The following is a 21,824-nucleotide window of genomic DNA, read 5'->3' as shown; positions in this document are numbered from 1 at the left end:
CGCTAAAAGCTTGATTTTTGGTAAGCAGTCCGTGATTGCGTTATAAACTCCGCCCGTCGCGGTTTAGCTTTCATTGAAGTCCTGCTTTCAGGTGGCCTCGCCACCGCACACCCATTCTAAGGAACCACCATGTCTTCACGGCATTCCCGTATCCGCGCCCTCGCTCTCGCCACCCTCCTGCTGCCATTAGCTGCCCAAGCCGCGCCCGCACCGCGCAAACCCGGTTCGCAAACCCCGCTTACCCACCGCCAAATCATCGACCACGCCAACAATCTGATGATGGCCTTCTCCTCCGAGATTGCCCTCCAGCAAGGCAAAGGCAGCGAAGCCCTCGCTGCCTATATGCGCCTGTTCCGTCGCACCAACGACCCCGCCGTGGCCGAACGCGCCGTAGAAATCGCCCTCTCCGCCGATGTCCGCTTGGCCGAGCAAGTGCTTGAGCGCTGGCAGGAGGCTGAGCCCAACCCCTCTACCGAGCAAAAACGTATGCACTGGATTGTAGCCGCTGCCAAAGGTGATATCGCTACTGTGCGCGCCGGCCTGCCCGAAATCCTCACCCAAACCGCCCGCCACCGCATGCGCAACATCTTTCTGCGCATGTCCCAGCTTGCCCTCTATCATCCTGAAGCCGCTGATGCGCAAACCGCCCGCCGCGTGCACCAAGCCGCTACCCGCTTCCCCGGGTTGGCTGAAGCTGCCATCACCGATGTCATTTACTCTGCCCATACCCGCCGCACTACCGATGCCAACGCTGCCCTGCGCCGACTCTCCCGCCTCGACAGCGACATCCGCCCCATTACTGGCATCACCCTGCGCCTGATTGCCCAGCGCCAGCCTGAAGTGCTCGAATACTTCTTCCGCCATGCCGATAGCCGCCACCTTTCCCCCATGTGGCAAAACCTGCAAGTAGAAACCCTCATCGCCGCCAAACGCGAAGAAGAAGCCTACCGCCTGCTGCAAAATATGCTGGCCAAAACCCCAGATGCCGACCTCTACATCCAAGCCGGCATCCTCTCCGTGCGCCGCAAAGAGCCCGTGGCTACCACCGTAAACTACTTCGATAAAGCCTACCTGCACGGCACTCAGCAGCAGAAAAGCCGCGCCGTCCTGCTCGCCGCCATGCGCCTGATTGAAGACAACAACATAGCCGAAAGCCGCAACTGGCTCAATCGCGCCAGCGCCCCCGAAGCCCAGTTCGACAAACACATCCTAGAAGCGCGCATTGCCGAGGCCGAGAAAAACTGGCCGGTAGCCGAAGATGCCCTGCTGCGTGCCGAATCCATCGTATCGGCCGGCCGCAGCAATGCCATCTTCAATGCCGACGACCTCCTCGTTGCCCACCTGCGCATCGCCCGCGAGCAGCCGCCTGCCGAAGCCCTCAACAGCATCCGTAGCCTCTATCGCCGCTACAGCGACAACTCCGCCCCGCCCGCCATGATCGCCATCATCCTCGAGCAGCGCGCCATCCTGTATGCCGACCGCCTACAACAGCCCGAGAAAGCCGTAGCCGACCTCAAACAGGCGCAAGAACTCGTGCCCAAAAACCCCGACATCCTCAATTCCCTCGGCTACACCATGCTCTCCCTGCCCAACCCCGACCTGGCCCAGGCACGCCGCTACATCGAACAAGCCTTGCAGCGTCGCCCCAATTCGCCCGAAATCCAAGACAGCATGGGCTGGGTGCTGTTCAAGCAAGGCCAACCTCAAGCCGCCCTGCCATATTTGCAGCGCGCCCACGCCAAACTGCCCGAAGCCGAAGTGGCAGCCCATCTTGGCGAAGTGCTGTGGACACTCGGCCGCAAAAACGAAGCCATCGTTATCTGGCAGGCCGCCCAGCGCAAAGGTGGTGATAAACCCGTATTGCAGGAAACCCTGCAACGCCTCAATGTAATCCTCCCGTCTTCAAGCGGGAAAACCAGCAGCGAAGGCAACAACAGCAGCCAATAAACCAAAGGCTACCTGAAAACAGTTTTCCCGTTTTCAGGTAGCCTTTTGCCGTTTTAGCCCTAGGCCAAATGTGTTACGGCAAAACTCCATCCTCTCCATCCTTAATTGTTCCGTTACCGTGCGCGGTATGGCGAAGCAGCAGGTTTTGTTGGGATCGACTACTTGGCAAATCTGCAAATCGCCGGCGATGCCTTGCAGGGCGATGGCTTGGTTGGTGTCGAGCCCGCCGTGGGCGGTGAGTAGGCCGGTGGCCATTAGGGTGGCGGTTTCGGTGGTCTGGCCCAAATCGGGGCTGGAGGCGATGGTGTACAGCAGTCGGTGAACCGCTAGTGGCAGGGGATAGAGGTGGCTTTTGATGACGCTCACTTCCACTTCCATCACACCTTTGATTTCCAAGCCAGAGATGCCCACCTCGCCGCCGCTCATGCCAGCATGTAAATAGCCCATGGCCAGCAGTGCGCCGGGCACATTTATCGGCAAGAGGAATATGGTGCCTTTGGTGATGGTTTCGATCCCCATATTGCCGCCGTGTGCATCGGGCGTGCCACAGTTGATTGTGCGGTACCGATAACGCCGATCATCGGGTTGGGCGGCAGGCGCACTTTAGCCAAACAAGACAATGTGGCCGTCCTCCACCGGCACGATGTTGATGCGTCCGCGTTCCAGCCGATTGCCGGCCATGCCTGTGCCGGTAGGGTGCCTCTTGGCTCGGCGCCTTCCACAAACAGGAGTCTGGTGGCGGGATTGACGCGGTTCCAGTTGAGATGGTCGAAGGTGTCGGCGGGGGGTTGGATTTGGTCGGTGAAGTAGTCGCAGGTTTCGAAACGCACTCGGCTGCTGGATGCCGTTTGCTCACATCGGGGCGGCTTATTTCAGGAAGTTCACGAAGCCCGATAAAATCAGCGCGTTGATGATGTCCACGAAGAACGCACCCACCAGCGGCACAATCAGGAAGGCCTTGTGCGAAGGGCCGAAGTGTTCGGTGATGGACTGCATATTGGCCACGGCCGTGGGGGTGGCACCGAGGCCAAAGCCACAGTGGCCACCAGCCAGTACGGCGGCATCGTAGTCGCGGTTCATAAATACATAAGTAACAAAGGTGGCATACAGAATCATCACTATGGTTTGAATCAGTAGGATTATGGTAACTTTCCCTGCTAAACCAGTGAGTTGCCATAGTTGCAAGTTCAGCAGCGCCATGCCCAGAAAGAGTGAGAGTGAGGCGTTGCCGAACACATCGATGGCGCGGTCGAACATATTGAATTTAAATGCACTCACCAATACGTTGCGCAATACCACGCCGCCAAACAGTGCCCACACGAATTTAGGCAGATCAAATAGATATTGTTTGTCGATACCGTCCAGGATTTCGGCAAACGAGAGGCAGGCGGCAAACATGGCCAGGGTTTCGATAGCCGAGGTGGCGGTAATCAGGCGGGTTTGCTCGGCGCGTTCAAACATATTGTCGGTGTTGTTGTCCGGATCGTCGTCGGCACAGCGCAGGTGTTCAGCCTGTATGGTTTCGGAATCCAAGGGTTTATGCCCCATTTTGTTGATGAGGCGGCGGGCAACTGGGCCGCCGATTAAGCCGCCGGCTACTAGGCCGAAGGTGGCCGAAGCCAAGCCCAGCTCGGCTGCGGCAGGTACGCCGTATTTGACTAAATCGGGCGCCCAGCCAGCTGCCGTGCCGTGGCCGCCAGTGAGGGTGATGGAGCCGGTAATCAGGCCGGTCATCGGGTGTAGGCCGAAGGCACTGGCCAAGCCCACGCCGATAGCGTTTTGAATAAAGATAAATGCGCCCACGATGGCGGTAAACACCACCAATGGAATGCCGCCGGCTTTCAGACGGGAGAAGTCCGCGCTCAGGCCGATGGAGGTGAAGAAAATCAGCATAAACGCATCTTGCAGTGGTTTTTGGAACTGGAAACCGATGCCTGTAAATTTATGCAGACTAAACAGGCAGATGGCTGCCACCAAGCCGCCCGCCACCGGTTCGGGAATGTTAAAATCCCGCAGAAATTTGATTTTGCTAACCATCAGTTTGCCTAATAGCAGCACCAAAGTGGCCGCAATCAGGGTGTAGTAGCTGTTCACTTCTATCATGGCTTATCCCCATTGAAAATAAAGAAACAATTAAATACAGGCCTGTTGTTCGCCAGCAGGCCTCGGACAAATATTAGGATAGCGGTTAAAAATTGTCAAAGACTATGGATTGTTTTTTGCAATAGAAGAAGGCTACCTGAAAAGTTTAGGTAGCCTTTCAGCATGGCATAGCCGGGCATGAAAGCTTGTTACCGATCCCGCCGTTTCAATCGATGTAATACACTTCGCAGCGTACGTTTGTTTGGTGCAGCAGCAGGCTAATGGGATATTCGCTCGTGGCCGTGGCGGCAGCCTGTTCCAGTACGGCACGTTTGTCTGCGCCCTGAATCGACAAAAACAGCTGCGGTACGGCGGCGAGCGTGTTTAGGCTCATGCCGATACGTTCGTGTGCAGCGGTAACCGGGCTGGTGTGCACCAGTTTGGTGCGGCAGTCGGGCGACACGGCTGCGGCCAGCTGCGGGGCTTGCGGAAACAGCGAGGCGGTGTGGCCGTCCGTGCCCATACCGAGCACGGCGATGTCGGGCATGGGAAAGCCGGCCTCGGTTTCGGCCAGGGCGGCGGCGGGGTCGGACACATCGGTTTGTTCATTCACCAGCGGTAGGAAGTGGGCGGCTGCGGCAGCGTGTTGCAGCAGGTGGCGGCGCACCAGTGCGGCATTGCTGTCGGGGTGCTGTGGCGGCACGAGCCGTTCGTCCACCAGAGTGACGGTAACGTTTGGCCAATCCAGTTTTACCTGTGCCAGGGCTTCAAAAAATGCTACGGGCGAGCGGCCGCCAGATACGGCCAGCACAGCACGGCTTTGCACCTGCAGGTATCGACACAGTCTGCCGGCCACGGCTTCGGCTAGTGCAGCAGCTTGGGCGGCGGGAGTGGGAAAGGTGTGCCAGGTGAGGGTCATAGTAGTCTTTCGGGTAGTCTATAGGGAAAAGGAAAACCAGGCGGAACAAATTTTCAGGTGGCCTTTTTCAAGAAGCTACCTGAAAGACTAAAATAAAATGTTAGGGAACACAGCCGTCTTCGTTATGAAGAGGGCGCACCCATCAGTATAAGTATAAAGACAACAACGCTGGCATATAAGAACAACCCTCCCACGCCGAGAATGCCGAACAATATCGGCTTGCCCCACGAGCGACGCGGGTAATTCGTGTCGAATTTATCTTTGACCAGCGTCACTTGCTTGCGCCCCACTGCACTATACCAAGCACCCAACAGCGCAATGCTGAGAACATTGTTGGCAATATCGAAAATGAGGATGACTGGAATGGCTGCTAGGATAACGACCACCATGCCCCACAAGAAACCTTTATTCAGTTTTTCCAATTCTTTGTCGCCCATGGCGCGGGCATTGAGCATATGCAGTGCTGCACCGAATACGGGCGAAAATAGCAGCGACCAGCAGGCAGCGGCGTTTGGGTTCCACAGCTCAGGGGCTTCTTGGCCGGTGCCCGAGCCGAGGCCTTCACTTTGCGGGGCGTGGTAGCGTTCGTCAGAACTCATGGTGGTTCTCCTTTTTAGTTAAGTATGTAGATTGATCAAATTATATTTTGGGATGAGGGTGTTTGCCTAATATAGAGGCTACCTGAAAAATTCAGATAGCTTTTGCTATGCCTGCTGTTTCAAGCTTCGGCCACGAGGCTGCGGTCGTAGGTTTTTTCGCAGTAGTGGCATTTGAGGCGGGTTTGGTCGCCCGGGCGGCGCACGTAGAAGCGGCTGGAAACAGGTTCGTTGTGGCTGGCACAGTTGGGGTTGGGGCAGCGGAAGACTTCGCTGATGGTTTCGGGCAGTCTGAGCGGCATTTTTTGTTCGACTTTGAAGTTAGCGATGAGGTTCACCGTGGCTTCGGGGGCGAACAGGGCGAGGCGGTTGGCGGCGGCTTCGTTGAGCCTGATACCGTTGATTTTGATGATGTCTTTGCGGCCATGCCGTTTGCTGGGCAGGTTGAAGCCAACAGTTACGGCGCAGCCTTCGCGCAACAGTTTGAATTGGCGTAGGATGGTGAGGGCGAGGCCGGCGGGGATGTGGTCGATAACGGTGCCGTTTTCGATGGCTTCGACGCTGAGTCTTTTCTTGTCCATTTGGATTTCCGATGGGGATTGGATGGAATACAGGCTACCTGAACTTTCAGGTAGCCTGCAAGAGCTGGGTTAGGTTTTCTGATACAGCCGCACGTAGTCGATCAAGGTGGTTTGGATGCGGAAGTTATCGGTGGGGCGTGGTGGCTTGAGCTTGTCTTCCCATTCCGCGTAGTCATTCAGAATGAAATACCAAGGGCCTTTGGTTCTGAATATCTGATCCAGCATTTGGCGGTTGACGTTGAGTTTTGCAAAGTCTTCATCAGGCATGGTGGAAGGGTAGCCGCCTGATTCGTCGGTGCGGCTGCGGTCGATAACGTCCACTGTGGTATTGTCGTCCACCGTGTAGTGGGACACGGGGATGAGCTTGCCGTCTAGATAGTAGCGTACTTTCTGGCCGTCAAACTCTATTGCCCATATATGCCACTCGCCATCTAACGGTGTGGCTTGCCGGTTGATGTGCTGTTCCAAACGGTGTGCGAAAACGCGCGTACGCCAAGAGCTCCTTTTGTGGCTATAGAAACAGCTGGCATGTGTTGAGGACCAAGCATATGCTCGTGCAGAGGAATACCACTCGAGAATATCGAGCTCACCATAGGGGTCGTTGGCAGCAGGGTTGCTGCCGCAATTTTGCAAAGTTTCGCTATTACGCATCCATAGCGCCGTGCGCATGCCTCTTGAGCCGTTCCAGTTGATTAGGGCGCGGATTTCGGCGCGGAAGGGTTTGCTGGCATCAACTATGGGTTTGGATTCCAATCTGCCGCTTGAGTATTTGGTTTTCTCACCGGCCTGGCAGGGTGTTTCCCTGGTGTTGCTGTCGGTTAGGGCTTCGCTGTCGTTCCGCACGCAATGGCGGCGTGTGGTAATTCTGGCGAAATCATTATTTACGAATCCAATATTTCCGGGAAGATAAGAGAGGTGGCTGCCTAAATGGTTGAGTATGGTTTTTGCCTGCCAATCATTTGGCACATTATTATCTTTAAACTCATAACACTTGAGGCTGCGCCATTGTCCTGACGCATCAGTCGCACTTTCGCAACCGTTGGAAGGGGGCTGTGGTTGGGGTTGCGGTGGCTCCGGTTGAGGCTGCGGTTGCGGTGGCTCCGGTTGAGGCTGCGGTTGCGGAGGCTGCGGTTGCGGAGGCTGCGGTTGCGGAGGCTGCGGTTGCGGAGGCTGCGGTTGCGGAGGCTGCGGTTGCGGAGGCTGCGGTTGCGGATGTGGCTGATTTTGAGGTTGCTCTTGATTCTGTCTCTGTTGCTTCATAGGGACGGACATTGTCAATGATTGCCCTGAACTGCCACTGCCGTTGGCAAATCGTATCGACTGTACTGATTGTCCATCTCTGCTTTTGCCGTCACCGCAGCCGGCCAGTACGCCCAGGCACATAACGGCTAACATGTTTTTTACGTGCATTATTCAATTTCCTTTGCTAGACAGAATTTAGTCATTCAAGCAAGTCGATGATGTTCGCCAGCACCGCAAATCAGGCCGGTTTGCAGCCTTTATATTGCTTTTGTTAGGGGATCGGCTTTTAGGCAGTCTGCCTAGATGCCGGGGTTAGATTATTTCGTTTAACACTAATGACAGCATGGCCATGCGTGCGAATACACCGTTTTTTGCTTGTTCAAAATAGTAAGCATAAACCGTGCCATCCACGTTGGGATGGATTTCGTCGACGCGGGGGAGGGGGTGCAGTACGCGCAGGTTGGGTTTGGCCTGGGCGAGGGTGGCGGCTTCGAGGTTGAATTTGCCTTGGATTTTGGCGAATTCTTGTTCGTCAAAGCGTTCGCGCTGCACGCGGGTCATGTAGAGGATGTCGGCGTGGCGGGCGGCTTCTTCGAGGCTGGGCAGGATTTGGTAGCGGCAGCCGGCTTCGTCGAGCTCTTCGGTGATGTAGTCGGGCATGGCGAGGCTGGGCGGGGAGACGAAGATGAATTCGGCTTGGTGCCGTTTCATGGCTTGGGCGAGGGAGTGGACGGTGCGGCCGTATTTGAGGTCGCCGGCCATGGCGATAACAAGCTTATCCAGCCGACCTTGGGTTTCTTGGATGGTAACGAGGTCGAGTAGGGTTTGGCTGGGATGCTGGTTGGTGCCGTCGCCGGCATTGATGACGGGCACGGCGGAGAATTCGGAAAGCACGCGGGCGGCGCCGTCTTTGGGGTGGCGGATGATGATGGCGTCGGTGTAGCTGGAGATGATGCGGGCGGTATCAGCCAGAGTTTCGCCTTTTTTGGCGCTGGTGTTGGCGCCGTCGGAAAAGCCGATAACTTTACCGCCGAGCCGCTGTACGGCTGTTTCGAAGGAGAGACGGGTGCGGGTGGAGGGCTCGAAGAAGCAGGAGCCGATGAGCCGGCCTTCAAGTAAGTTGCGGCGTGGTTCCCGTTTTAGGCGCAGGGCGGTATCCAGCAGGCATTCGAGCTGTTCGTTGCTCAGGTCGGGGATGGAGATGAGGTGCTGGCCGTAGAGTGGGTTGGGCATGGGAGGCTCCGGGCGGGTTGGCAAACGGGCGTATTATGCGCTGTTTGCGGGGAACAGGCTACCTGAAAACGGTGTTGATGGCGGCGGCTGTATGGGAGATGGCTTATATTTTCAGGTAGCCTCTTTCAAATCGGCAATTAGGCTACCTGAAAATCTGGAGGAGCTGTTTTCACTTCTTTATACTTCGTGGCAGTGAGTGCTTTCAGGTAGCCTTATGTTGGCGCAACAGGCTACTTGAAAACATGCTCTCTCCGCGGCCAAACAAATTTGCCGTCAAACGCCGCAATTCCGTTACAATATCGCCCGTTATCAATTTTCAGTTGGAGAGGCGCAATGGCTGAATTCCACATTGCCAAAACCGTGGCCGAAGGCCGCGATTTATTCTTGCTCGGCCAGATGGCCAACCGCCACGGCCTGATTGCCGGTGCTACCGGCACGGGCAAAACCGTTACTCTGCGCAAAATGGCCGAAGGCTTTAGCGCGCAAGGCATTCCCGTATTTATGAGCGACGTGAAGGGCGACCTCTCCGGCATCGCCAACCCGGGCGACGGGCAGGGCAAGGTGGGCGAGCGCATGGCTCAATTCGGGCTGGATGCGGAAGGCTACCTGAAAGGCTGTCCGGTGCGCTTTTGGGATGTATACGGCGAAACCGGCATTCCCGTGCGCGTAACCATTTCCGAAATGGGCCCCCTGCTGCTCTCCCGCCTGATGGGGTTGAACGACACGCAGGAAGGCCTGCTTAACCTGGTATTCAAAGCCGCCGACGATAAAGGCTGGCATCTGATTGATTTAAAAGACTTGCGCGGCATGCTGCAATATGTGGCTGAGCATGCCAAAGAATATCGCACCCAATACGGCAACGTTTCCGCCGCCAGCGTCGGCGCTATTCAGCGCCAGCTGTTGCAGCTGGAAAGCGAGGGCGGCGATGTGTTTTTTGGTGAGCCGGAGCTTAATCTGCAAGACTGGCTGCAAACCGAAGGAGGGCAAGGCGTCATCAATATCCTGAATGCCGAAAAACTGATGCGCTCGCCGCGCCTCTATAGCGCGTTCTTACTGTGGTTTTTGGCCGAACTGTTTGAAACCCTGCCCGAAGCTGGCGATTTGGACAAACCCAAATTCGTCATGTTCTTCGATGAGGCTCATTTGCTGTTCGACAATGCCGCTGACACCCTGCTCAAGCAAGTTGAGCAAGTGGTGCGCCTGATCCGTTCCAAAGGCGTGGGTGTATATTTTGTTACCCAAAACCCACTCGATTTGCCCGACACCGTGCTCGGCCAGCTCGGTAACCGCGTGCAGCACGCTCTGCGTGCCTTTACCCCGCGCGATCAAAAAGCCGTGCGCGCTGCCGCCGAAACCTTCCGCAGTAATCCTAATCTCGATGTGGCGCAAGCGATTACCGAATTGGGCGTGGGCGAGGCGCTGGTGTCTTTCCTTGATGAAAAAGGCATGCCCGGCATCGTGGAGCGCGCCTTCATCTTGCCGCCGCAATCCCAGCTTGCCCCGCTTTCCGCCGCTGAACGCGACAGCCGTTTCCAAAACGACATCCTTTACCGCCACTACAAAGACGCGGTGGACAACTTCTCCGCCTACGAAGCCTTGCAGCAGCTGGAACAGGAGCAGGCCGCTGCCGCTCAGGCAGAAGCCGAAGCCAAAGTGCAAAATGCTGCAGCTGCGTCTGCCCAAAAAGCTGAAAGCAACAAAGGTGGTGTGCTGGACGGTTTCCTCGGCGGCCTATTCGGCAGCCGCAAACGCGCCAACCAAGGCTTGGGCTACGATTTGGCCGATTCGCTCGGCAGTCAGGTGAACAAGCAGATCACCCGCAGCATTACCCGCAGCATTATGGGTGTGATCCGCAGCGCGATAAAGTAAAGGCTACCTGAAGGTTGTAGCCGGGCCTGGCTGCTAGAAGTAGAGGCTCGGCAAAGCCAAAAGCGGATGCTTATATAGCCATTAAGAGGCTACCTGAAAACAGGCTAGGACAGTTTCAGGTAGCCTCGTTGTTTGGCTGGCCGATGGGAGGGGCCTCTTTTCTTCTGTGCAGAAAACAACAGACCCGCCCGTAAACCACGAGAAGCTAAGGTATATTCCGCTGCTGCCATTGACCTGCTGCTTGCAAAAGAACTATAATTCCGCTCTTGCCGGCATGGTGTCGGCAAATATTTAACTCAACAGGACGAGAAAATATGCCAACTATTAACCAGTTAGTACGCAAGGGCCGTAAAAAGCCCGAGTACGTAAACAAGGTGCCCGCACTGGAAGCCTGCCCGCAAAAACGCGGTGTATGCACCCGTGTGTACACCACTACTCCGAAAAAACCGAACTCCGCTTTGCGTAAAGTGTGCAAAGTGCGCCTAACCAACGGATTTGAAGTGATTTCATATATCGGCGGTGAAGGCCACAACTTGCAAGAGCACAGCGTGGTGCTGATCCGCGGCGGTCGTGTGAAAGACTTGCCGGGTGTGCGCTACCACACTGTTCGTGGTTCTTTGGATACTGCCGGCGTGAAAGATCGCAAACAGGCACGCTCCAAATACGGTGCTAAACGCCCGAAATAATTTTTTAATACAGGCACGTCGGCCGTTATTGCTGATATAAGCCGGCCGAGTAAGTGAATGCTCCCCAATGGGCATTCGCGGGAATCATCCCAGCTGAATAGATTAAAGGAAATTGAAATGCCAAGACGTAGAGAAGTCCCCAAGCGCGACGTATTGCCGGATCCGAAGTTCGGCAGCGTTGAACTGACCAAGTTTATGAATGTCTTGATGGTTGACGGTAAAAAATCGGTTGCTGAGCGCATTGTGTATGGTGCTCTGGAGCAAATTGCCAAGAAAGTACAGGGCAAAGAAGCAATCGAAGTGTTTAACGAAGCCATCGACAATGCCAAACCCATCGTGGAAGTGAAAAGCCGCCGTGTTGGTGGTGCTAACTACCAGGTTCCTGTTGAGGTTCGTCCTTCCCGCCGTTTGGCCTTGGCAATGCGCTGGGTGCGCGATGCAGCCCGCAAACGTGGCGAAAAATCCATGGATTTGCGCCTGGCCGGCGAGCTGATTGATGCCGCAGAAGGCCGTGGTGGTGCCATGAAAAAACGTGAAGAAGTACACCGCATGGCTGAAGCCAACAAAGCCTTCTCTCACTTCCGCTTCTAATTTTGAAAGGCGATTGAAATGGCTCGTAAAACCCCGATTAATTTGTACCGTAATATCGGTATTTCTGCCCACATCGATGCGGGTAAAACCACCACTACCGAACGTATCCTGTTCTACACCGGCTTGACCCATAAATTGGGCGAAGTGCATGACGGTGCGGCTACTACCGACTACATGGAACAAGAGCAAGAGCGTGGTATTACCATTACCTCTGCTGCCGTAACTTCCTATTGGTCTGGTATGGCGAAGCAGTTCCCCGAGCATCGCTTCAACATCATTGATACCCCCGGACACGTTGACTTCACCGTAGAGGTGGAGCGTTCTATGCGTGTATTGGATGGCGCAGTAATGGTTTACTGTGCGGTAGGTGGTGTTCAGCCTCAGTCTGAAACTGTGTGGCGCCAAGCCAACAAATACCAAGTTCCGCGCTTGGCATTTGTAAACAAAATGGACCGTCAAGGTGCCAACTTCTTCCGCGTAGTTGAGCAGATGAAAACCCGTCTGCGCGCCAATCCTGTGCCGATCGTGATTCCGGTTGGTACCGAGGATAAATTCGAAGGCGTGGTGGACTTGCTGAAGATGAAAGCTATTATTTGGAATGAAGCCGACAAAGGCGTAACTTTCGAATATGGCGATATCCCGGCTGATTTGGTTCCGACTGCCGAAGAGTGGCGTCAGAATATGATCGAAGCCGCTGCCGAAGCCAGCGAAGAGCTGATGGACAAATACTTGGGCGGTGAAGAGCTGTCTGAAGAAGAAATCGTTGGCGCGCTGCGTCAGCGTACGTTGGCCGGTGAAATCCAGCCGATGTTGTGCGGTTCTGCATTTAAAAATAAAGGTGTTCAGCGTATGCTGGATGCTGTGGTTGAACTGTTGCCTGCTCCGACCGATATTCCTCCGGTTCAAGGTGTTAACCCTGATACCGAAGAAGCCGACAGCCGCCAAGCCAGCGATGACGAGAAATTCTCCGCTTTGGCTTTCAAGATGCTGAATGATAAATACGTTGGTCAGCTGACCTTTATCCGTGTTTACTCTGGTGTGGTGAAATCTGGTGACACTGTACTGAACTCTGTTAAAGGCACTCGTGAGCGTATCGGCCGTTTGGTGCAGATGACTGCCGCTGATCGTACTGAGATTGAAGAAGTACGTGCTGGCGACATCGCTGCTGCTATTGGTTTGAAAGACGTAACCACTGGTGAAACTCTGTGTGCAGAAAATGCTCCGATTATCTTGGAACGCATGGAATTCCCCGAGCCGGTAATCCACATTGCCGTTGAGCCGAAAACTAAGGCCGACCAAGAGAAAATGGGAATCGCTCTGAACCGTTTGGCCAAAGAAGACCCGTCTTTCCGTGTGCGCACTGATGAAGAGTCTGGCCAAACCATTATTTCTGGTATGGGCGAGCTGCACTTGGAAATTATCGTGGACCGCATGAAGCGTGAGTTTGGTGTGGAGGCTAATGTGGGTGCACCCCAGGTAGCCTACCGCGAAACCATCCGTAAAGAAGTGGAATCCGAAGCTAAACACGTTAAACAGTCTGGCGGTAAAGGTCAGTATGGTCACGTTGTGATCAAAATGGAACCGATGGAGCCGGGCGGCGCAGGCTACGAATTTGTCGATGAAATCAAAGGTGGTGTGATTCCTCGCGAATTCATTCCGTCTGTCGATAAAGGTATCCGTGATACGCTGCAAAACGGTATCGTGGCCGGTTATCCGGTGGTAGATGTCCGCGTTCGTCTGACTTTTGGTTCTTACCACGATGTGGACTCTTCGCAAATCGCGTTTGAATTGGCCGCTTCTATGGCATTCAAAGACGGTATGCGTAAGGCCGCTCCGGTTCTGCTGGAGCCGATTATGGCTGTAGAAGTGGAAACCCCGGAAGAATACATGGGTGATGTGATGGGCGACTTGAACCGTCGCCGTGGCATCGTACTGGGTATGGACGACGATGGTATTGGCGGTAAGAAAGTTCGTGCCGAAGTACCGTTGGCTGAAATGTTCGGTTACTCAACCGATCTGCGTTCAGCTACCCAGGGTCGTGCCACCTACACCATGGAGTTCAAGAAATATGCAGAAGCTCCGGCTCATGTAGCAGAGAAAGTTGTAGCAGACCGCAAAGGTTAACTTTGCAATCTAGGCTGTCCGTTGAGATGGGCAGCCATTTCAGGCTACCTGAAAACCATTTCAGGTGATGAAGCCGATTTTCAGGTAGCTTTTGTTCTTTATAATCGATCTTTATATGAAAAGGAATTAGCTCATGGCTAAGGAAAAATTCGAACGTAGCAAACCGCACGTAAACGTTGGTACCATTGGTCACGTTGACCATGGTAAGACCACACTGACAGCAGCATTGACCACCATTTTGGCCGAAAAATTCGGTGGTCAGGCCAAGGCTTATGACCAGATTGACAACGCCCCGGAAGAAAAAGCTCGCGGTATTACCATTAACACTGCTCACGTAGAATATGAAACCGAGACCCGTCACTATGCTCACGTAGATTGTCCTGGTCACGCCGACTATGTAAAAAACATGATTACCGGTGCTGCCCAGATGGACGGCGCTATCCTGGTGGTATCCGCTGCCGATGGTCCCATGCCGCAGACCCGCGAACACATCTTGCTTGCCCGTCAGGTAGGCGTACCCTACATTCTCGTATTTATGAACAAATGCGATATGGTAGATGATGCCGAACTGCTCGAACTGGTTGAGATGGAAGTCCGCGATCTGCTCTCCAGCTATGATTTCCCTGGCGACGACTGCCCGATCGTACAAGGTTCCGCCCTCAAAGCCCTCGAGGGCGATGTTGGCTATAAAGAAAAAATCTTCGAACTGGCCGCCGCTCTGGATAGTTACATCCCCACTCCCCAGCGCGCCGTAGACAAACCTTTTCTGTTGCCGATTGAAGACGTATTCTCTATCTCTGGTCGCGGTACCGTGGTAACCGGTCGTGTAGAGCGCGGTATTATCAAGGTGGGCGAAGAGATCGAAATCGTTGGTCTGAAACCCACCCAGCAAACTACCTGTACCGGTGTGGAAATGTTCCGCAAGTTGTTGGACGAAGGCCGGGCAGGCGATAACGTAGGAGTACTGCTGCGTGGTACCAAACGCGAAGAAGTGGAGCGCGGGCAAGTGTTGGCCAAACCCGGCACTATTACCCCGCATACCAAATTCAAAGCCGAAGTATATGTGCTGAGCAAAGAAGAAGGAGGTCGTCACACCCCGTTCTTTGCCAACTACCGCCCCCAATTCTACTTCCGTACCACTGACGTAACTGGTGCCGTAGAGCTGGAGCCTGGTGTGGAAATGGTCATGCCCGGTGAGAACGTAACAATCATCGTAGAGTTGATTGCTCCGATTGCTATGGAAGAAGGCCTGCGCTTTGCAATTCGCGAAGGTGGTCGTACGGTAGGTGCCGGTGTGGTGGCTTCCGTGATTGCTTAAAGAAGGATATCGAGTAAATGGCAAATCAAAAAATCCGTATCCGTCTGAAAGCTTATGATTACAGCCTGATTGACCGTTCTGCTCAGGAAATCGTTGAAACCGCCAAGCGCACTGGTGCTGTAGTAAAAGGTCCGATTCCACTACCGACCAAAATCGAGCGTTTCAATATCCTACGTTCTCCGCACGTGAACAAAACCTCACGTGAGCAGTTGGAGATCCGTACTCATCTGCGTTTGATGGATATTGTAGATTGGACTGATAAAACTACCGATGCATTGATGAAGCTGGATTTGCCGGCCGGGGTGGATGTGGAAATCAAGGTTCAGTAATCTACTTGCAGATAATATCGAAGCCGAACGGAGTCTCTGTTCGGCTTTTTGTGGTTAAGAGTTTTACTTGACAAGGTAAAGTAAATTGACACTATATGAAAAAGTGAATGTTTAGCTGTATTATTAAAAATAACCAGCTATGGATTCTACGTATTCTTTGTGGAATAGATATGCAAAAACACAACATGCACAACAAACACAAAAATCAAATCCGCATCATTGGCGGTGAGCAGCGTGGGCGGAAAATCCGATTTGCAGATACAGAAGGTCTACGTCCAACCGCCGATAGCGTGCGTGAGCGTTTATTCAACTGGTTGAGACACGAGTTAACAGGCCGAACGGTGCTGGACTTGTTTGCTGGTAGCGGGGCGCTGGGCTTTGAGGCTATTTCGAGAGGGGTGAAACGGGTTGTGCTGGTAGAAAATAATCGGCGGACTGCAGCAAGTTTACAACAGCAAATACAAGAATTGAGACTATCCGAAAAGATGGAAGTTCGAGCACTTGATGCTTTTGAATATTTGTCAAAAACACATGAGCAGTTTGATGTGGTGTTTTTAGATCCGCCATTTACTTGGCGAGAATGGGCTAAACTGTTTATGCGCTTGCAGCGGCATTTGCATAGTGGTGCATATATATATGTTGAAGCAGGAGATTTGCCTGTTTGGCCTGATTATTTGTTGGAATTGAACGTAGGACGATCGGGTTTGAGTAAGTATGCACTGCTCAAGAAGGAGTGAGAATAAGTGGCTTTAATAATTGTTATCAAAGAAGAAAACTTTATGTCTTGCTAAGGGTGTAGGCTGCCTGAAGGAGGGCTTATGCTATAATTTCACTCTTTAATTTTGGATAATTTTAGAAGAATAAATATTAAGAGGAAAGCATGTCTCTTGTTATTACCGATGAGTGTATCAATTGTGATGTGTGTGAACCGGAGTGCCCGAATGATGCCATTTCACAGGGTGAGGAAATTTACGAGATTGATTCGAATCTGTGCACACAGTGTATTGGACATTACGATGAGCCACAATGCCAGCAGGTGTGTCCGGTGGACTGTATTTTGATTGATGAAGAGCATCCAGAAACTGAAGAACAGCTGCGTGCTAAGTATGAAAAGATTATTTTGTTGAAAGGGGGGATAAGCTAGAATTCCAATTAAAAATACTGATTTGCAGTTAATTTTAGAAAGACGGGCAAATTTTGCTTGACGAGCGGTTGGGAAAACCGCTATATTTATTTTCTCTTTTGGTGGGATTCCCGAGCGGTCAAAGGGGGCAGACTGTAAATCTGTTGCGAGAGCTTCGAAGGTTCGAATCCTTCTCCCACCACCAATACTATTGCTATTGCTATTGCTTGGGGCATTAAGGGCGGGTGTAGCTCAATGGTAGAGCAGAAGCCTTCCAAGCTTACAGTGAGGGTTCGATTCCCTTCGCCCGCTCCAATAAATTTTTAAAGCCCATGTAGCTCAGGGGTAGAGCACTCCCTTGGTAAGGGAGAGGTCGGCAGTTCAAATCTGCCCATGGGCACCACCTCATTTTTTACTTGTTTAACTACATAGGAAATTGCCATGGCTAAGGAAAAATTCGAACGTAGCAAACCGCACGTAAACGTTGGTACCATTGGTCACGTTGACCATGGTAAGACCACACTGACAGCAGCATTGACCACCATTTTGGCCGAAAAATTCGGTGGTCAGGCCAAGGCTTATGACCAGATTGACAACGCCCCGGAAGAAAAAGCTCGCGGTATTACCATTAACACTGCTCACGTAGAATATGAAACCGAGACCCGTCACTATGCTCACGTAGATTGTCCTGGTCACGCCGACTATGTAAAAAACATGATTACCGGTGCTGCCCAGATGGACGGCGCTATCCTGGTGGTATCCGCTGCCGATGGTCCCATGCCGCAGACCCGCGAACACATCTTGCTTGCCCGTCAGGTAGGCGTACCCTACATTCTCGTATTTATGAACAAATGCGATATGGTAGATGATGCCGAACTGCTCGAACTGGTTGAGATGGAAGTCCGCGATCTGCTCTCCAGCTATGATTTCCCTGGCGACGACTGCCCGATCGTACAAGGTTCCGCCCTCAAAGCCCTCGAGGGCGATGTTGGCTATAAAGAAAAAATCTTCGAACTGGCCGCCGCTCTGGATAGTTACATCCCCACTCCCCAGCGCGCCGTAGACAAACCTTTTCTGTTGCCGATTGAAGACGTATTCTCTATCTCTGGTCGCGGTACCGTGGTAACCGGTCGTGTAGAGCGCGGTATTATCAAGGTGGGCGAAGAGATCGAAATCGTTGGTCTGAAACCCACCCAGCAAACTACCTGTACCGGTGTGGAAATGTTCCGCAAGTTGTTGGACGAAGGCCGGGCAGGCGATAACGTAGGAGTACTGCTGCGTGGTACCAAACGCGAAGAAGTGGAGCGCGGGCAAGTGTTGGCCAAACCCGGCACTATTACCCCGCATACCAAATTCAAAGCCGAAGTATATGTGCTGAGCAAAGAAGAAGGAGGTCGTCACACCCCGTTCTTTGCCAACTACCGCCCCCAATTCTACTTCCGTACCACTGACGTAACTGGTGCCGTAGAGCTGGAGCCTGGTGTGGAAATGGTCATGCCCGGTGAGAACGTAACAATCATCGTAGAGTTGATTGCTCCGATTGCTATGGAAGAAGGCCTGCGCTTTGCAATTCGCGAAGGTGGTCGTACGGTAGGTGCCGGTGTGGTGGCTTCCGTGATTGCTTAAAGGGTAGAGGCCAGTAGCTCAATTGGTAGAGTATCGGTCTCCAAAACCGAGGGTTGGGGGTTCGAGACCCTCCTGGCCTGCCAAAAGAAAGACTAACCGGCCAACCGGTTAGTCTTTTGTTTTATATTAAATAGAAAAATATGAAATTTAGGGTGGTTGCAAATGAGTGATCGTAAGCAGAAGGTAAAAGAGATGGCGGTAGCCTCGCTGAAACAGTCTCGCCAGGAGTTGCGTGATCGAAGGCGGGGTGTTCAGCGAAAGACTGGAAGAGAAAATGTCGCTAAATTATGTTTGGCAGCTGCCTTAGTTGCCGGGGGGGTGATTGGCTTTTCATTTTTGTCCCAACAGCCGCTGTATGTGCGAGGCATTATTTTAGGAGTTCCGTTGTTGCTGTCTGGATTAATTGTTCTCTTTTGGTGTGATGCCAGTCCTAGTTTAATTCGATATATCAAAGATTCTGTTGTAGAAATTAAGAAAGTTGTTTGGCCGCCTAAAAATGAGGCTTGGCGGAATACATTTTTTGTTTTAGTGTTCACGGCTGTGCTGACTTTATTCTTGTGGCTGGTAGATTCTTTTTTAGTGTGGTTATTTATGCAAAGTACGTAATTTGCAGGGGGTGTCGAGAGAATGGCTAAAGATTGGTATGTTATCCAAGCATATTCTGGATTTGAAAAGAATGTTCAGAAAACTTTAAAGGAGCGGATTGCGAGAGAGGGGATGGAGGGGCTTTTTGGTCAGATTCTGGTGCCAGTTGAGGAAGTTGTTGGTATTAAGAATGGCCGGAAGACGGTTAGTGAGCGTAAATTTTTTCCAGGTTATGTGTTAATAGAGATGGAAATGACGGATGAGTCATGGCACTTGGTTAAGAGTACGCCCAGGGTTAATGGGTTTATTGGAGGTATGGCTAATAGGCCCTTGCCAATTTCTCAGCGAGAAGTTGATGCGATCATGTCCCAAGTGTCGGATGTTGCTGGTTCTGAGAAAAAGCCTAGGCCGCGAGTTGAGTTTGTGGTGGGGCAGCAGATTAGGGTAAGTGAAGGCCCATTTTCTGATTTTAACGGGTTGGTTGATGTTGTGGATTATGAACGTAATAAGTTGCGAGTTCTGGTTCAAATTTTTGGTCGAGAAACACCCGTTGAGTTGGATTTTAGTCAGGTGGAGAAAATTTAGTCTGATTGCTTGGCAATAAGCAAGATTTTATTTATAATATGCGGCTTATCTTGGGGAGCAGAATTTCTGCGTATTACCCGTTATTTAGGAGCTAAGTGTGGCAAAGAAAATTGTAGGTTATATCAAGTTGCAGATTCCTGCAGGGAAGGCTAATCCTTCTCCTCCAGTTGGTCCGGCACTGGGCCAGCGTGGTTTAAATATCATGGAATTTTGTAAGGCATTTAATGCGGCTACACAAAATGTGGAGCCTGGTTTGCCTATTCCTGTAGTAATTACTGCGTTTGCGGATAAGTCTTTTACGTTTGTAATGAAAACTCCTCCGGCCAGTATTTTGCTGAAGAAGGCTGCTGGTTTGCAGAAAGGTAGTTCAAATCCGCTGACCAGTAAGGTGGGTAAAGTTACCCGTGCTCAGTTGGAAGAAATTGCCAAGATTAAAGAGCCTGATTTGACTGCAGCTGATTTGGATGCAGCAGTTCGTACTATCGCTGGTTCTGCCCGTTCCATGGGCTTGGATGTGGAGGGTGTGTAATGGCTAAGTTGTCTAAACGTTTCCAGGGTCTGCGCTCTTCTATTGACTCAAATGTACATTACTCAATTGATGAAGCAATTGAGTTGGTAAAGAAGACTGCTACAGCCAAATTTGATGAGTCTGTTGATGTTGCTATCAATTTGGGCGTGGATTCGCGTAAATCTGATCAAGTAATCCGTGGGTCTGTTGTGTTGCCCAAAGGTACTGGTAAGACTGTTCGTGTGGCAGTATTTACTCAAGGTGCCAATGTTGAAGCAGCAAAAGAAGCAGGGGCTGATGTGGTTGGGTTTGAGGATCTGGCCGCAGAAGTAAAAGCAGGAAATTTAGATTTTGATGTTGTTATTGCCTCTCCTGATGCGATGCGTATCGTTGGTCAGTTAGGTACTATCTTGGGGCCGCGCGGTTTAATGCCAAATCCGAAGGTGGGCACGGTTACGCCAAATGTGGCAGAAGCTGTGCGTAATGCCAAAGCTGGTCAGGTTCAGTATCGCACTGATAAGGCTGGTGTGGTGCATGCCACAATTGGTCGTGCTTCTTTTGCGGCGGCTGATTTGCGCGAAAACTTTAATACTTTGTTGGATGCGGTAGTAAAGGCGAAACCCGCTGCTACCAAAGGCCAATATCTGAAGAAAATCGCATTATCTAGCACTATGGGACCTGGTGTCCGTGTAGATGTTGGTAGCGTGTCTAGTTAAAAGAAATTTTCAGGTAGCCTTTGCGGGTTGCTGAGGCTACCTGAAATATGGACTGCTTATACTTGATTGTAAGTAGAGTCCAAGACCGTAGGGATCGTAAGATTTAATATTTTACCCTACGTAGACGGTGGTCCTGAGATTATGAGCAAGCAATTGCTTGCAAAATGTCTTTTCAGGTTGCCGAACTGGTGGATGTCATTAGACATTCTTTGATAAACAGTAGGAGGTAGACCTTGAGTCTTAGTATTGAAACTAAAAAAGCAGTTGTGGAAGAGATTGTTGCCGGTATCGGCAATGCTCAGACTATGGTGCTTGCCGAATACCGCGGTATCAGCGTTGCTAGCATGACCGAATTGCGTGCCAATGCACGTAAGGAAGGTGTGTATTTGCGTGTTTTGAAAAACACGTTGGCTCGTCGTGCGGTAGAAGGCACCCCTTTTGCAGGGTTAGCCGAACATATGGTTGGCCCGTTGGTATATGCAGCATCTGAAGATGCTGTAGCTGCTGCAAAAGTGTTGCACCAATTCTCTAAAAAAGATGAGAAGCTGATCATTAAAGCAGGCTCTTATGACGGTGCGGTGATGGATGCCGCTCAGGTGGGTCAGCTGGCTGCAATTCCGAGTCGTGAAGAATTGCTGTCCAAATTGCTGTTCCTCATGCAGGCTCCATTGTCTGGCATGGCTCGCGGCTTGGCTGCTCTGGCTGAGAAAAAAGCTGCTGAAGAAGCATCTGCTTAACCATTATTTATATTTTACTTATTCATTGAATTTAGGAGTTTGATAGCATGGCTATTACTAAAGAAGACATTTTAGAAGCAATTGGCAGTTTGACTGTAATGGAGTTGAACGACTTGGTAAAAGAATTTGAAACCAAGTTTGGCGTTTCTGCCGCTGCCGTTGCTATTGCTGCTGGCTCTGGTGCTGCTGGTGGTGAAGCTGAAGCTAAGTCTGAGGTAGACGTAATTTTGGCTGCTGCTGGTGATCAGAAAGTAGGCGTGATTAAAGTGGTTCGTGCCATTACTGGCTTGGGCTTGAAAGAAGCCAAAGATATGGTTGACGGCGCTCCGAAAACCATCAAAGAAGGCGTTACTCCTGCTGAAGCTGAAGAAATCAAGAAACAGCTGGAAGAAGCTGGTGCCAAAGTGGAAATCAAATAAGTATTTTC

At 52.0% G+C, this 21,824-nt stretch carries 24 protein-coding genes and 4 tRNA genes; 21 read left to right on the top strand and 7 right to left on the bottom strand.

Annotation, left to right across the window (positions count from 1 at the left end; genetic code table 11):
- Positions 1-129 precede the first annotated feature (129 nt).
- Positions 130-1,947: a tetratricopeptide repeat protein gene (locus tag A7P99_RS03645; RefSeq protein WP_067686501.1), complete on the top strand. Its 1,818-nt coding sequence runs from the start codon at positions 130-132 to the stop codon at positions 1,945-1,947.
- Between the two features lie 33 nt (positions 1,948-1,980).
- Here A7P99_RS03645 and A7P99_RS03640 read toward each other — a convergent pair whose 3' ends face one another.
- The 7 genes from A7P99_RS03640 to pyrB all read right to left on the bottom strand — a co-directional run bounded on the left by A7P99_RS03640 (position 1,981) and on the right by pyrB (position 8,600).
- Positions 1,981-2,466, bottom strand: a complete 486-nt coding sequence (locus A7P99_RS03640; RefSeq protein WP_067686500.1) for an acetamidase/formamidase family protein — start codon at positions 2,464-2,466, stop codon at positions 1,981-1,983.
- A 348-nt stretch (positions 2,467-2,814) separates the two neighbouring features.
- Positions 2,815-4,050 carry a sodium/glutamate symporter gene (gltS, locus tag A7P99_RS03635; protein ID WP_067528047.1) on the bottom strand — a complete coding sequence of 412 codons (1,236 nt, stop codon included), beginning with the start codon at positions 4,048-4,050 and terminating at the stop codon, positions 2,815-2,817.
- Between the two features lie 205 nt (positions 4,051-4,255).
- Entirely contained in the window at positions 4,256-4,948 is a 693-nt protein-coding gene (gene pgl, locus A7P99_RS03630; protein ID WP_067528048.1) for a 6-phosphogluconolactonase, read from the bottom strand.
- Positions 4,949-5,070: 122 nt separating this feature from the next.
- The gene (locus tag A7P99_RS03625) at positions 5,071-5,547 is read right to left on the bottom strand and encodes a hypothetical protein (protein ID WP_067448327.1); all 477 of its coding nucleotides are present in this window, start codon (positions 5,545-5,547) and stop codon (positions 5,071-5,073) included.
- Positions 5,548-5,666: 119 nt separating this feature from the next.
- Positions 5,667-6,125, bottom strand: coding sequence for an aspartate carbamoyltransferase regulatory subunit (gene pyrI / locus A7P99_RS03620; protein WP_067448329.1), 459 nt, complete (start codon positions 6,123-6,125; stop codon positions 5,667-5,669).
- A 69-nt stretch (positions 6,126-6,194) separates the two neighbouring features.
- Positions 6,195-6,968, bottom strand: coding sequence for a family 16 glycosylhydrolase (locus A7P99_RS10215; protein ID WP_067528050.1), 774 nt, complete (start codon positions 6,966-6,968; stop codon positions 6,195-6,197).
- A 711-nt stretch (positions 6,969-7,679) separates the two neighbouring features.
- Positions 7,680-8,600, bottom strand: a complete 921-nt coding sequence (pyrB, locus tag A7P99_RS03605; protein ID WP_067448335.1) for an aspartate carbamoyltransferase — start codon at positions 8,598-8,600, stop codon at positions 7,680-7,682.
- Between pyrB and A7P99_RS03600 the strand changes: the two genes are divergently transcribed.
- From A7P99_RS03600 to rplL, 20 genes are all read left to right on the top strand, one after another.
- Complete coding sequence (locus tag A7P99_RS03600; RefSeq protein ID WP_067528052.1) at positions 8,599-8,796, top strand: hypothetical protein; 198 nt, start codon at positions 8,599-8,601, stop codon at positions 8,794-8,796. The two genes, pyrB and A7P99_RS03600, sit on opposite strands and share 2 nt — an antisense overlap.
- A gap of 137 nt (positions 8,797-8,933) precedes the next feature.
- Entirely contained in the window at positions 8,934-10,469 is a 1,536-nt protein-coding gene (locus A7P99_RS03595; RefSeq protein WP_067528054.1) for a helicase HerA-like domain-containing protein, read from the top strand.
- A 314-nt stretch (positions 10,470-10,783) separates the two neighbouring features.
- Positions 10,784-11,155 carry a 30S ribosomal protein S12 gene (gene rpsL, locus A7P99_RS03590; RefSeq protein ID WP_003824684.1) on the top strand — a complete coding sequence of 124 codons (372 nt, stop codon included), beginning with the start codon at positions 10,784-10,786 and terminating at the stop codon, positions 11,153-11,155.
- A 117-nt stretch (positions 11,156-11,272) separates the two neighbouring features.
- Positions 11,273-11,746, top strand: a complete 474-nt coding sequence (gene rpsG, locus A7P99_RS03585; protein WP_023887596.1) for a 30S ribosomal protein S7 — start codon at positions 11,273-11,275, stop codon at positions 11,744-11,746.
- 18 nt (positions 11,747-11,764) lie between these two features.
- Positions 11,765-13,870 carry an elongation factor G gene (fusA, locus tag A7P99_RS03580; protein WP_067528056.1) on the top strand — a complete coding sequence of 702 codons (2,106 nt, stop codon included), beginning with the start codon at positions 11,765-11,767 and terminating at the stop codon, positions 13,868-13,870.
- A 133-nt stretch (positions 13,871-14,003) separates the two neighbouring features.
- Complete coding sequence (gene tuf, locus A7P99_RS03575) at positions 14,004-15,188, top strand: elongation factor Tu (RefSeq protein ID WP_067442335.1); 1,185 nt, start codon at positions 14,004-14,006, stop codon at positions 15,186-15,188.
- A 17-nt stretch (positions 15,189-15,205) separates the two neighbouring features.
- Complete coding sequence (gene rpsJ / locus A7P99_RS03570; protein ID WP_002642322.1) at positions 15,206-15,517, top strand: 30S ribosomal protein S10; 312 nt, start codon at positions 15,206-15,208, stop codon at positions 15,515-15,517.
- Positions 15,518-15,687: 170 nt separating this feature from the next.
- Positions 15,688-16,254: a 16S rRNA (guanine(966)-N(2))-methyltransferase RsmD gene (rsmD, locus tag A7P99_RS03565; protein ID WP_067448445.1), complete on the top strand. Its 567-nt coding sequence runs from the start codon at positions 15,688-15,690 to the stop codon at positions 16,252-16,254.
- Between the two features lie 143 nt (positions 16,255-16,397).
- Positions 16,398-16,661, top strand: coding sequence for a YfhL family 4Fe-4S dicluster ferredoxin (locus A7P99_RS03560; protein ID WP_067448343.1), 264 nt, complete (start codon positions 16,398-16,400; stop codon positions 16,659-16,661).
- A 100-nt stretch (positions 16,662-16,761) separates the two neighbouring features.
- A tRNA-Tyr gene (locus A7P99_RS03555) sits at positions 16,762-16,845 on the top strand.
- A 36-nt stretch (positions 16,846-16,881) separates the two neighbouring features.
- A tRNA-Gly gene (locus A7P99_RS03550) sits at positions 16,882-16,955 on the top strand.
- A gap of 13 nt (positions 16,956-16,968) precedes the next feature.
- Positions 16,969-17,043 (top strand) — tRNA-Thr (locus tag A7P99_RS03545).
- Between the two features lie 38 nt (positions 17,044-17,081).
- Positions 17,082-18,266: an elongation factor Tu gene (gene tuf, locus A7P99_RS03540; protein ID WP_067442335.1), complete on the top strand. Its 1,185-nt coding sequence runs from the start codon at positions 17,082-17,084 to the stop codon at positions 18,264-18,266.
- 7 nt (positions 18,267-18,273) lie between these two features.
- Positions 18,274-18,349, top strand: a tRNA-Trp gene (locus A7P99_RS03535).
- Between the two features lie 79 nt (positions 18,350-18,428).
- Positions 18,429-18,872, top strand: coding sequence for a preprotein translocase subunit SecE (gene secE, locus A7P99_RS03530; RefSeq protein ID WP_082880711.1), 444 nt, complete (start codon positions 18,429-18,431; stop codon positions 18,870-18,872).
- 21 nt (positions 18,873-18,893) lie between these two features.
- A complete protein-coding gene (nusG, locus tag A7P99_RS03525) occupies positions 18,894-19,436 on the top strand; it encodes a transcription termination/antitermination protein NusG (RefSeq protein WP_067442424.1) in 543 nt (180 codons plus the stop codon).
- 97 nt (positions 19,437-19,533) lie between these two features.
- A complete protein-coding gene (rplK, locus tag A7P99_RS03520) occupies positions 19,534-19,965 on the top strand; it encodes a 50S ribosomal protein L11 (protein ID WP_067448345.1) in 432 nt (143 codons plus the stop codon).
- Positions 19,965-20,660 (top strand): 50S ribosomal protein L1, encoded by a 696-nt coding sequence (gene rplA / locus A7P99_RS03515; RefSeq protein WP_064106419.1) that lies wholly within the window; start codon positions 19,965-19,967, stop codon positions 20,658-20,660. Before rplK ends, rplA begins: the two co-directional genes overlap by 1 nt.
- A gap of 233 nt (positions 20,661-20,893) precedes the next feature.
- Complete coding sequence (rplJ, locus tag A7P99_RS03510) at positions 20,894-21,397, top strand: 50S ribosomal protein L10 (RefSeq protein ID WP_023887603.1); 504 nt, start codon at positions 20,894-20,896, stop codon at positions 21,395-21,397.
- A 47-nt stretch (positions 21,398-21,444) separates the two neighbouring features.
- On the top strand, positions 21,445-21,816 hold the full coding sequence (gene rplL / locus A7P99_RS03505) for a 50S ribosomal protein L7/L12 (protein ID WP_067448349.1): 372 nt from the start codon (positions 21,445-21,447) through the stop codon (positions 21,814-21,816).
- Positions 21,817-21,824: the final 8 nt, after the last annotated feature.

Origin of the sequence: Eikenella sp. NML120348 (assembly GCF_001648435.1) — a bacterium.
GTDB classification, from domain to species: Bacteria; Pseudomonadota; Gammaproteobacteria; order Burkholderiales; family Neisseriaceae; genus Eikenella; species Eikenella exigua.
This window is presented reverse-complemented; position numbering and strand designations above follow the sequence as displayed.

Bases quoted from the DNA above. Each gene is read 5' to 3' on its own strand.
- A7P99_RS03645 (WP_067686501.1), top strand. From the start codon at position 130: ATGTCTTCACGGCATTCCCGTATCCGCGCCCTCGCTCTCGCCACCCTC.
- A7P99_RS03640 (WP_067686500.1), bottom strand. From the start codon at position 2,466: ATGGGGATCGAAACCATCACCAAAGGCACCATATTCCTCTTGCCGATA.
- gltS (WP_067528047.1), bottom strand. From the start codon at position 4,050: ATGATAGAAGTGAACAGCTACTACACCCTGATTGCGGCCACTTTGGTG.
- pgl (WP_067528048.1), bottom strand. From the start codon at position 4,948: ATGACCCTCACCTGGCACACCTTTCCCACTCCCGCCGCCCAAGCTGCT.
- A7P99_RS03625 (WP_067448327.1), bottom strand. From the start codon at position 5,547: ATGAGTTCTGACGAACGCTACCACGCCCCGCAAAGTGAAGGCCTCGGC.
- pyrI (WP_067448329.1), bottom strand. From the start codon at position 6,125: ATGGACAAGAAAAGACTCAGCGTCGAAGCCATCGAAAACGGCACCGTT.
- A7P99_RS03600 (WP_067528052.1), top strand. From the start codon at position 8,599: ATGGGAGGCTCCGGGCGGGTTGGCAAACGGGCGTATTATGCGCTGTTT.
- pyrB (WP_067448335.1), bottom strand. From the start codon at position 8,600: ATGCCCAACCCACTCTACGGCCAGCACCTCATCTCCATCCCCGACCTG.
- A7P99_RS03595 (WP_067528054.1), top strand. From the start codon at position 8,934: ATGGCTGAATTCCACATTGCCAAAACCGTGGCCGAAGGCCGCGATTTA.
- rpsL (WP_003824684.1), top strand. From the start codon at position 10,784: ATGCCAACTATTAACCAGTTAGTACGCAAGGGCCGTAAAAAGCCCGAG.
- rpsG (WP_023887596.1), top strand. From the start codon at position 11,273: ATGCCAAGACGTAGAGAAGTCCCCAAGCGCGACGTATTGCCGGATCCG.
- fusA (WP_067528056.1), top strand. From the start codon at position 11,765: ATGGCTCGTAAAACCCCGATTAATTTGTACCGTAATATCGGTATTTCT.
- tuf (WP_067442335.1), top strand. From the start codon at position 14,004: ATGGCTAAGGAAAAATTCGAACGTAGCAAACCGCACGTAAACGTTGGT.
- rpsJ (WP_002642322.1), top strand. From the start codon at position 15,206: ATGGCAAATCAAAAAATCCGTATCCGTCTGAAAGCTTATGATTACAGC.
- rsmD (WP_067448445.1), top strand. From the start codon at position 15,688: ATGCAAAAACACAACATGCACAACAAACACAAAAATCAAATCCGCATC.
- A7P99_RS03560 (WP_067448343.1), top strand. From the start codon at position 16,398: ATGTCTCTTGTTATTACCGATGAGTGTATCAATTGTGATGTGTGTGAA.
- tuf (WP_067442335.1), top strand. From the start codon at position 17,082: ATGGCTAAGGAAAAATTCGAACGTAGCAAACCGCACGTAAACGTTGGT.
- secE (WP_082880711.1), top strand. From the start codon at position 18,429: ATGAGTGATCGTAAGCAGAAGGTAAAAGAGATGGCGGTAGCCTCGCTG.
- nusG (WP_067442424.1), top strand. From the start codon at position 18,894: ATGGCTAAAGATTGGTATGTTATCCAAGCATATTCTGGATTTGAAAAG.
- rplA (WP_064106419.1), top strand. From the start codon at position 19,965: ATGGCTAAGTTGTCTAAACGTTTCCAGGGTCTGCGCTCTTCTATTGAC.
- rplL (WP_067448349.1), top strand. From the start codon at position 21,445: ATGGCTATTACTAAAGAAGACATTTTAGAAGCAATTGGCAGTTTGACT.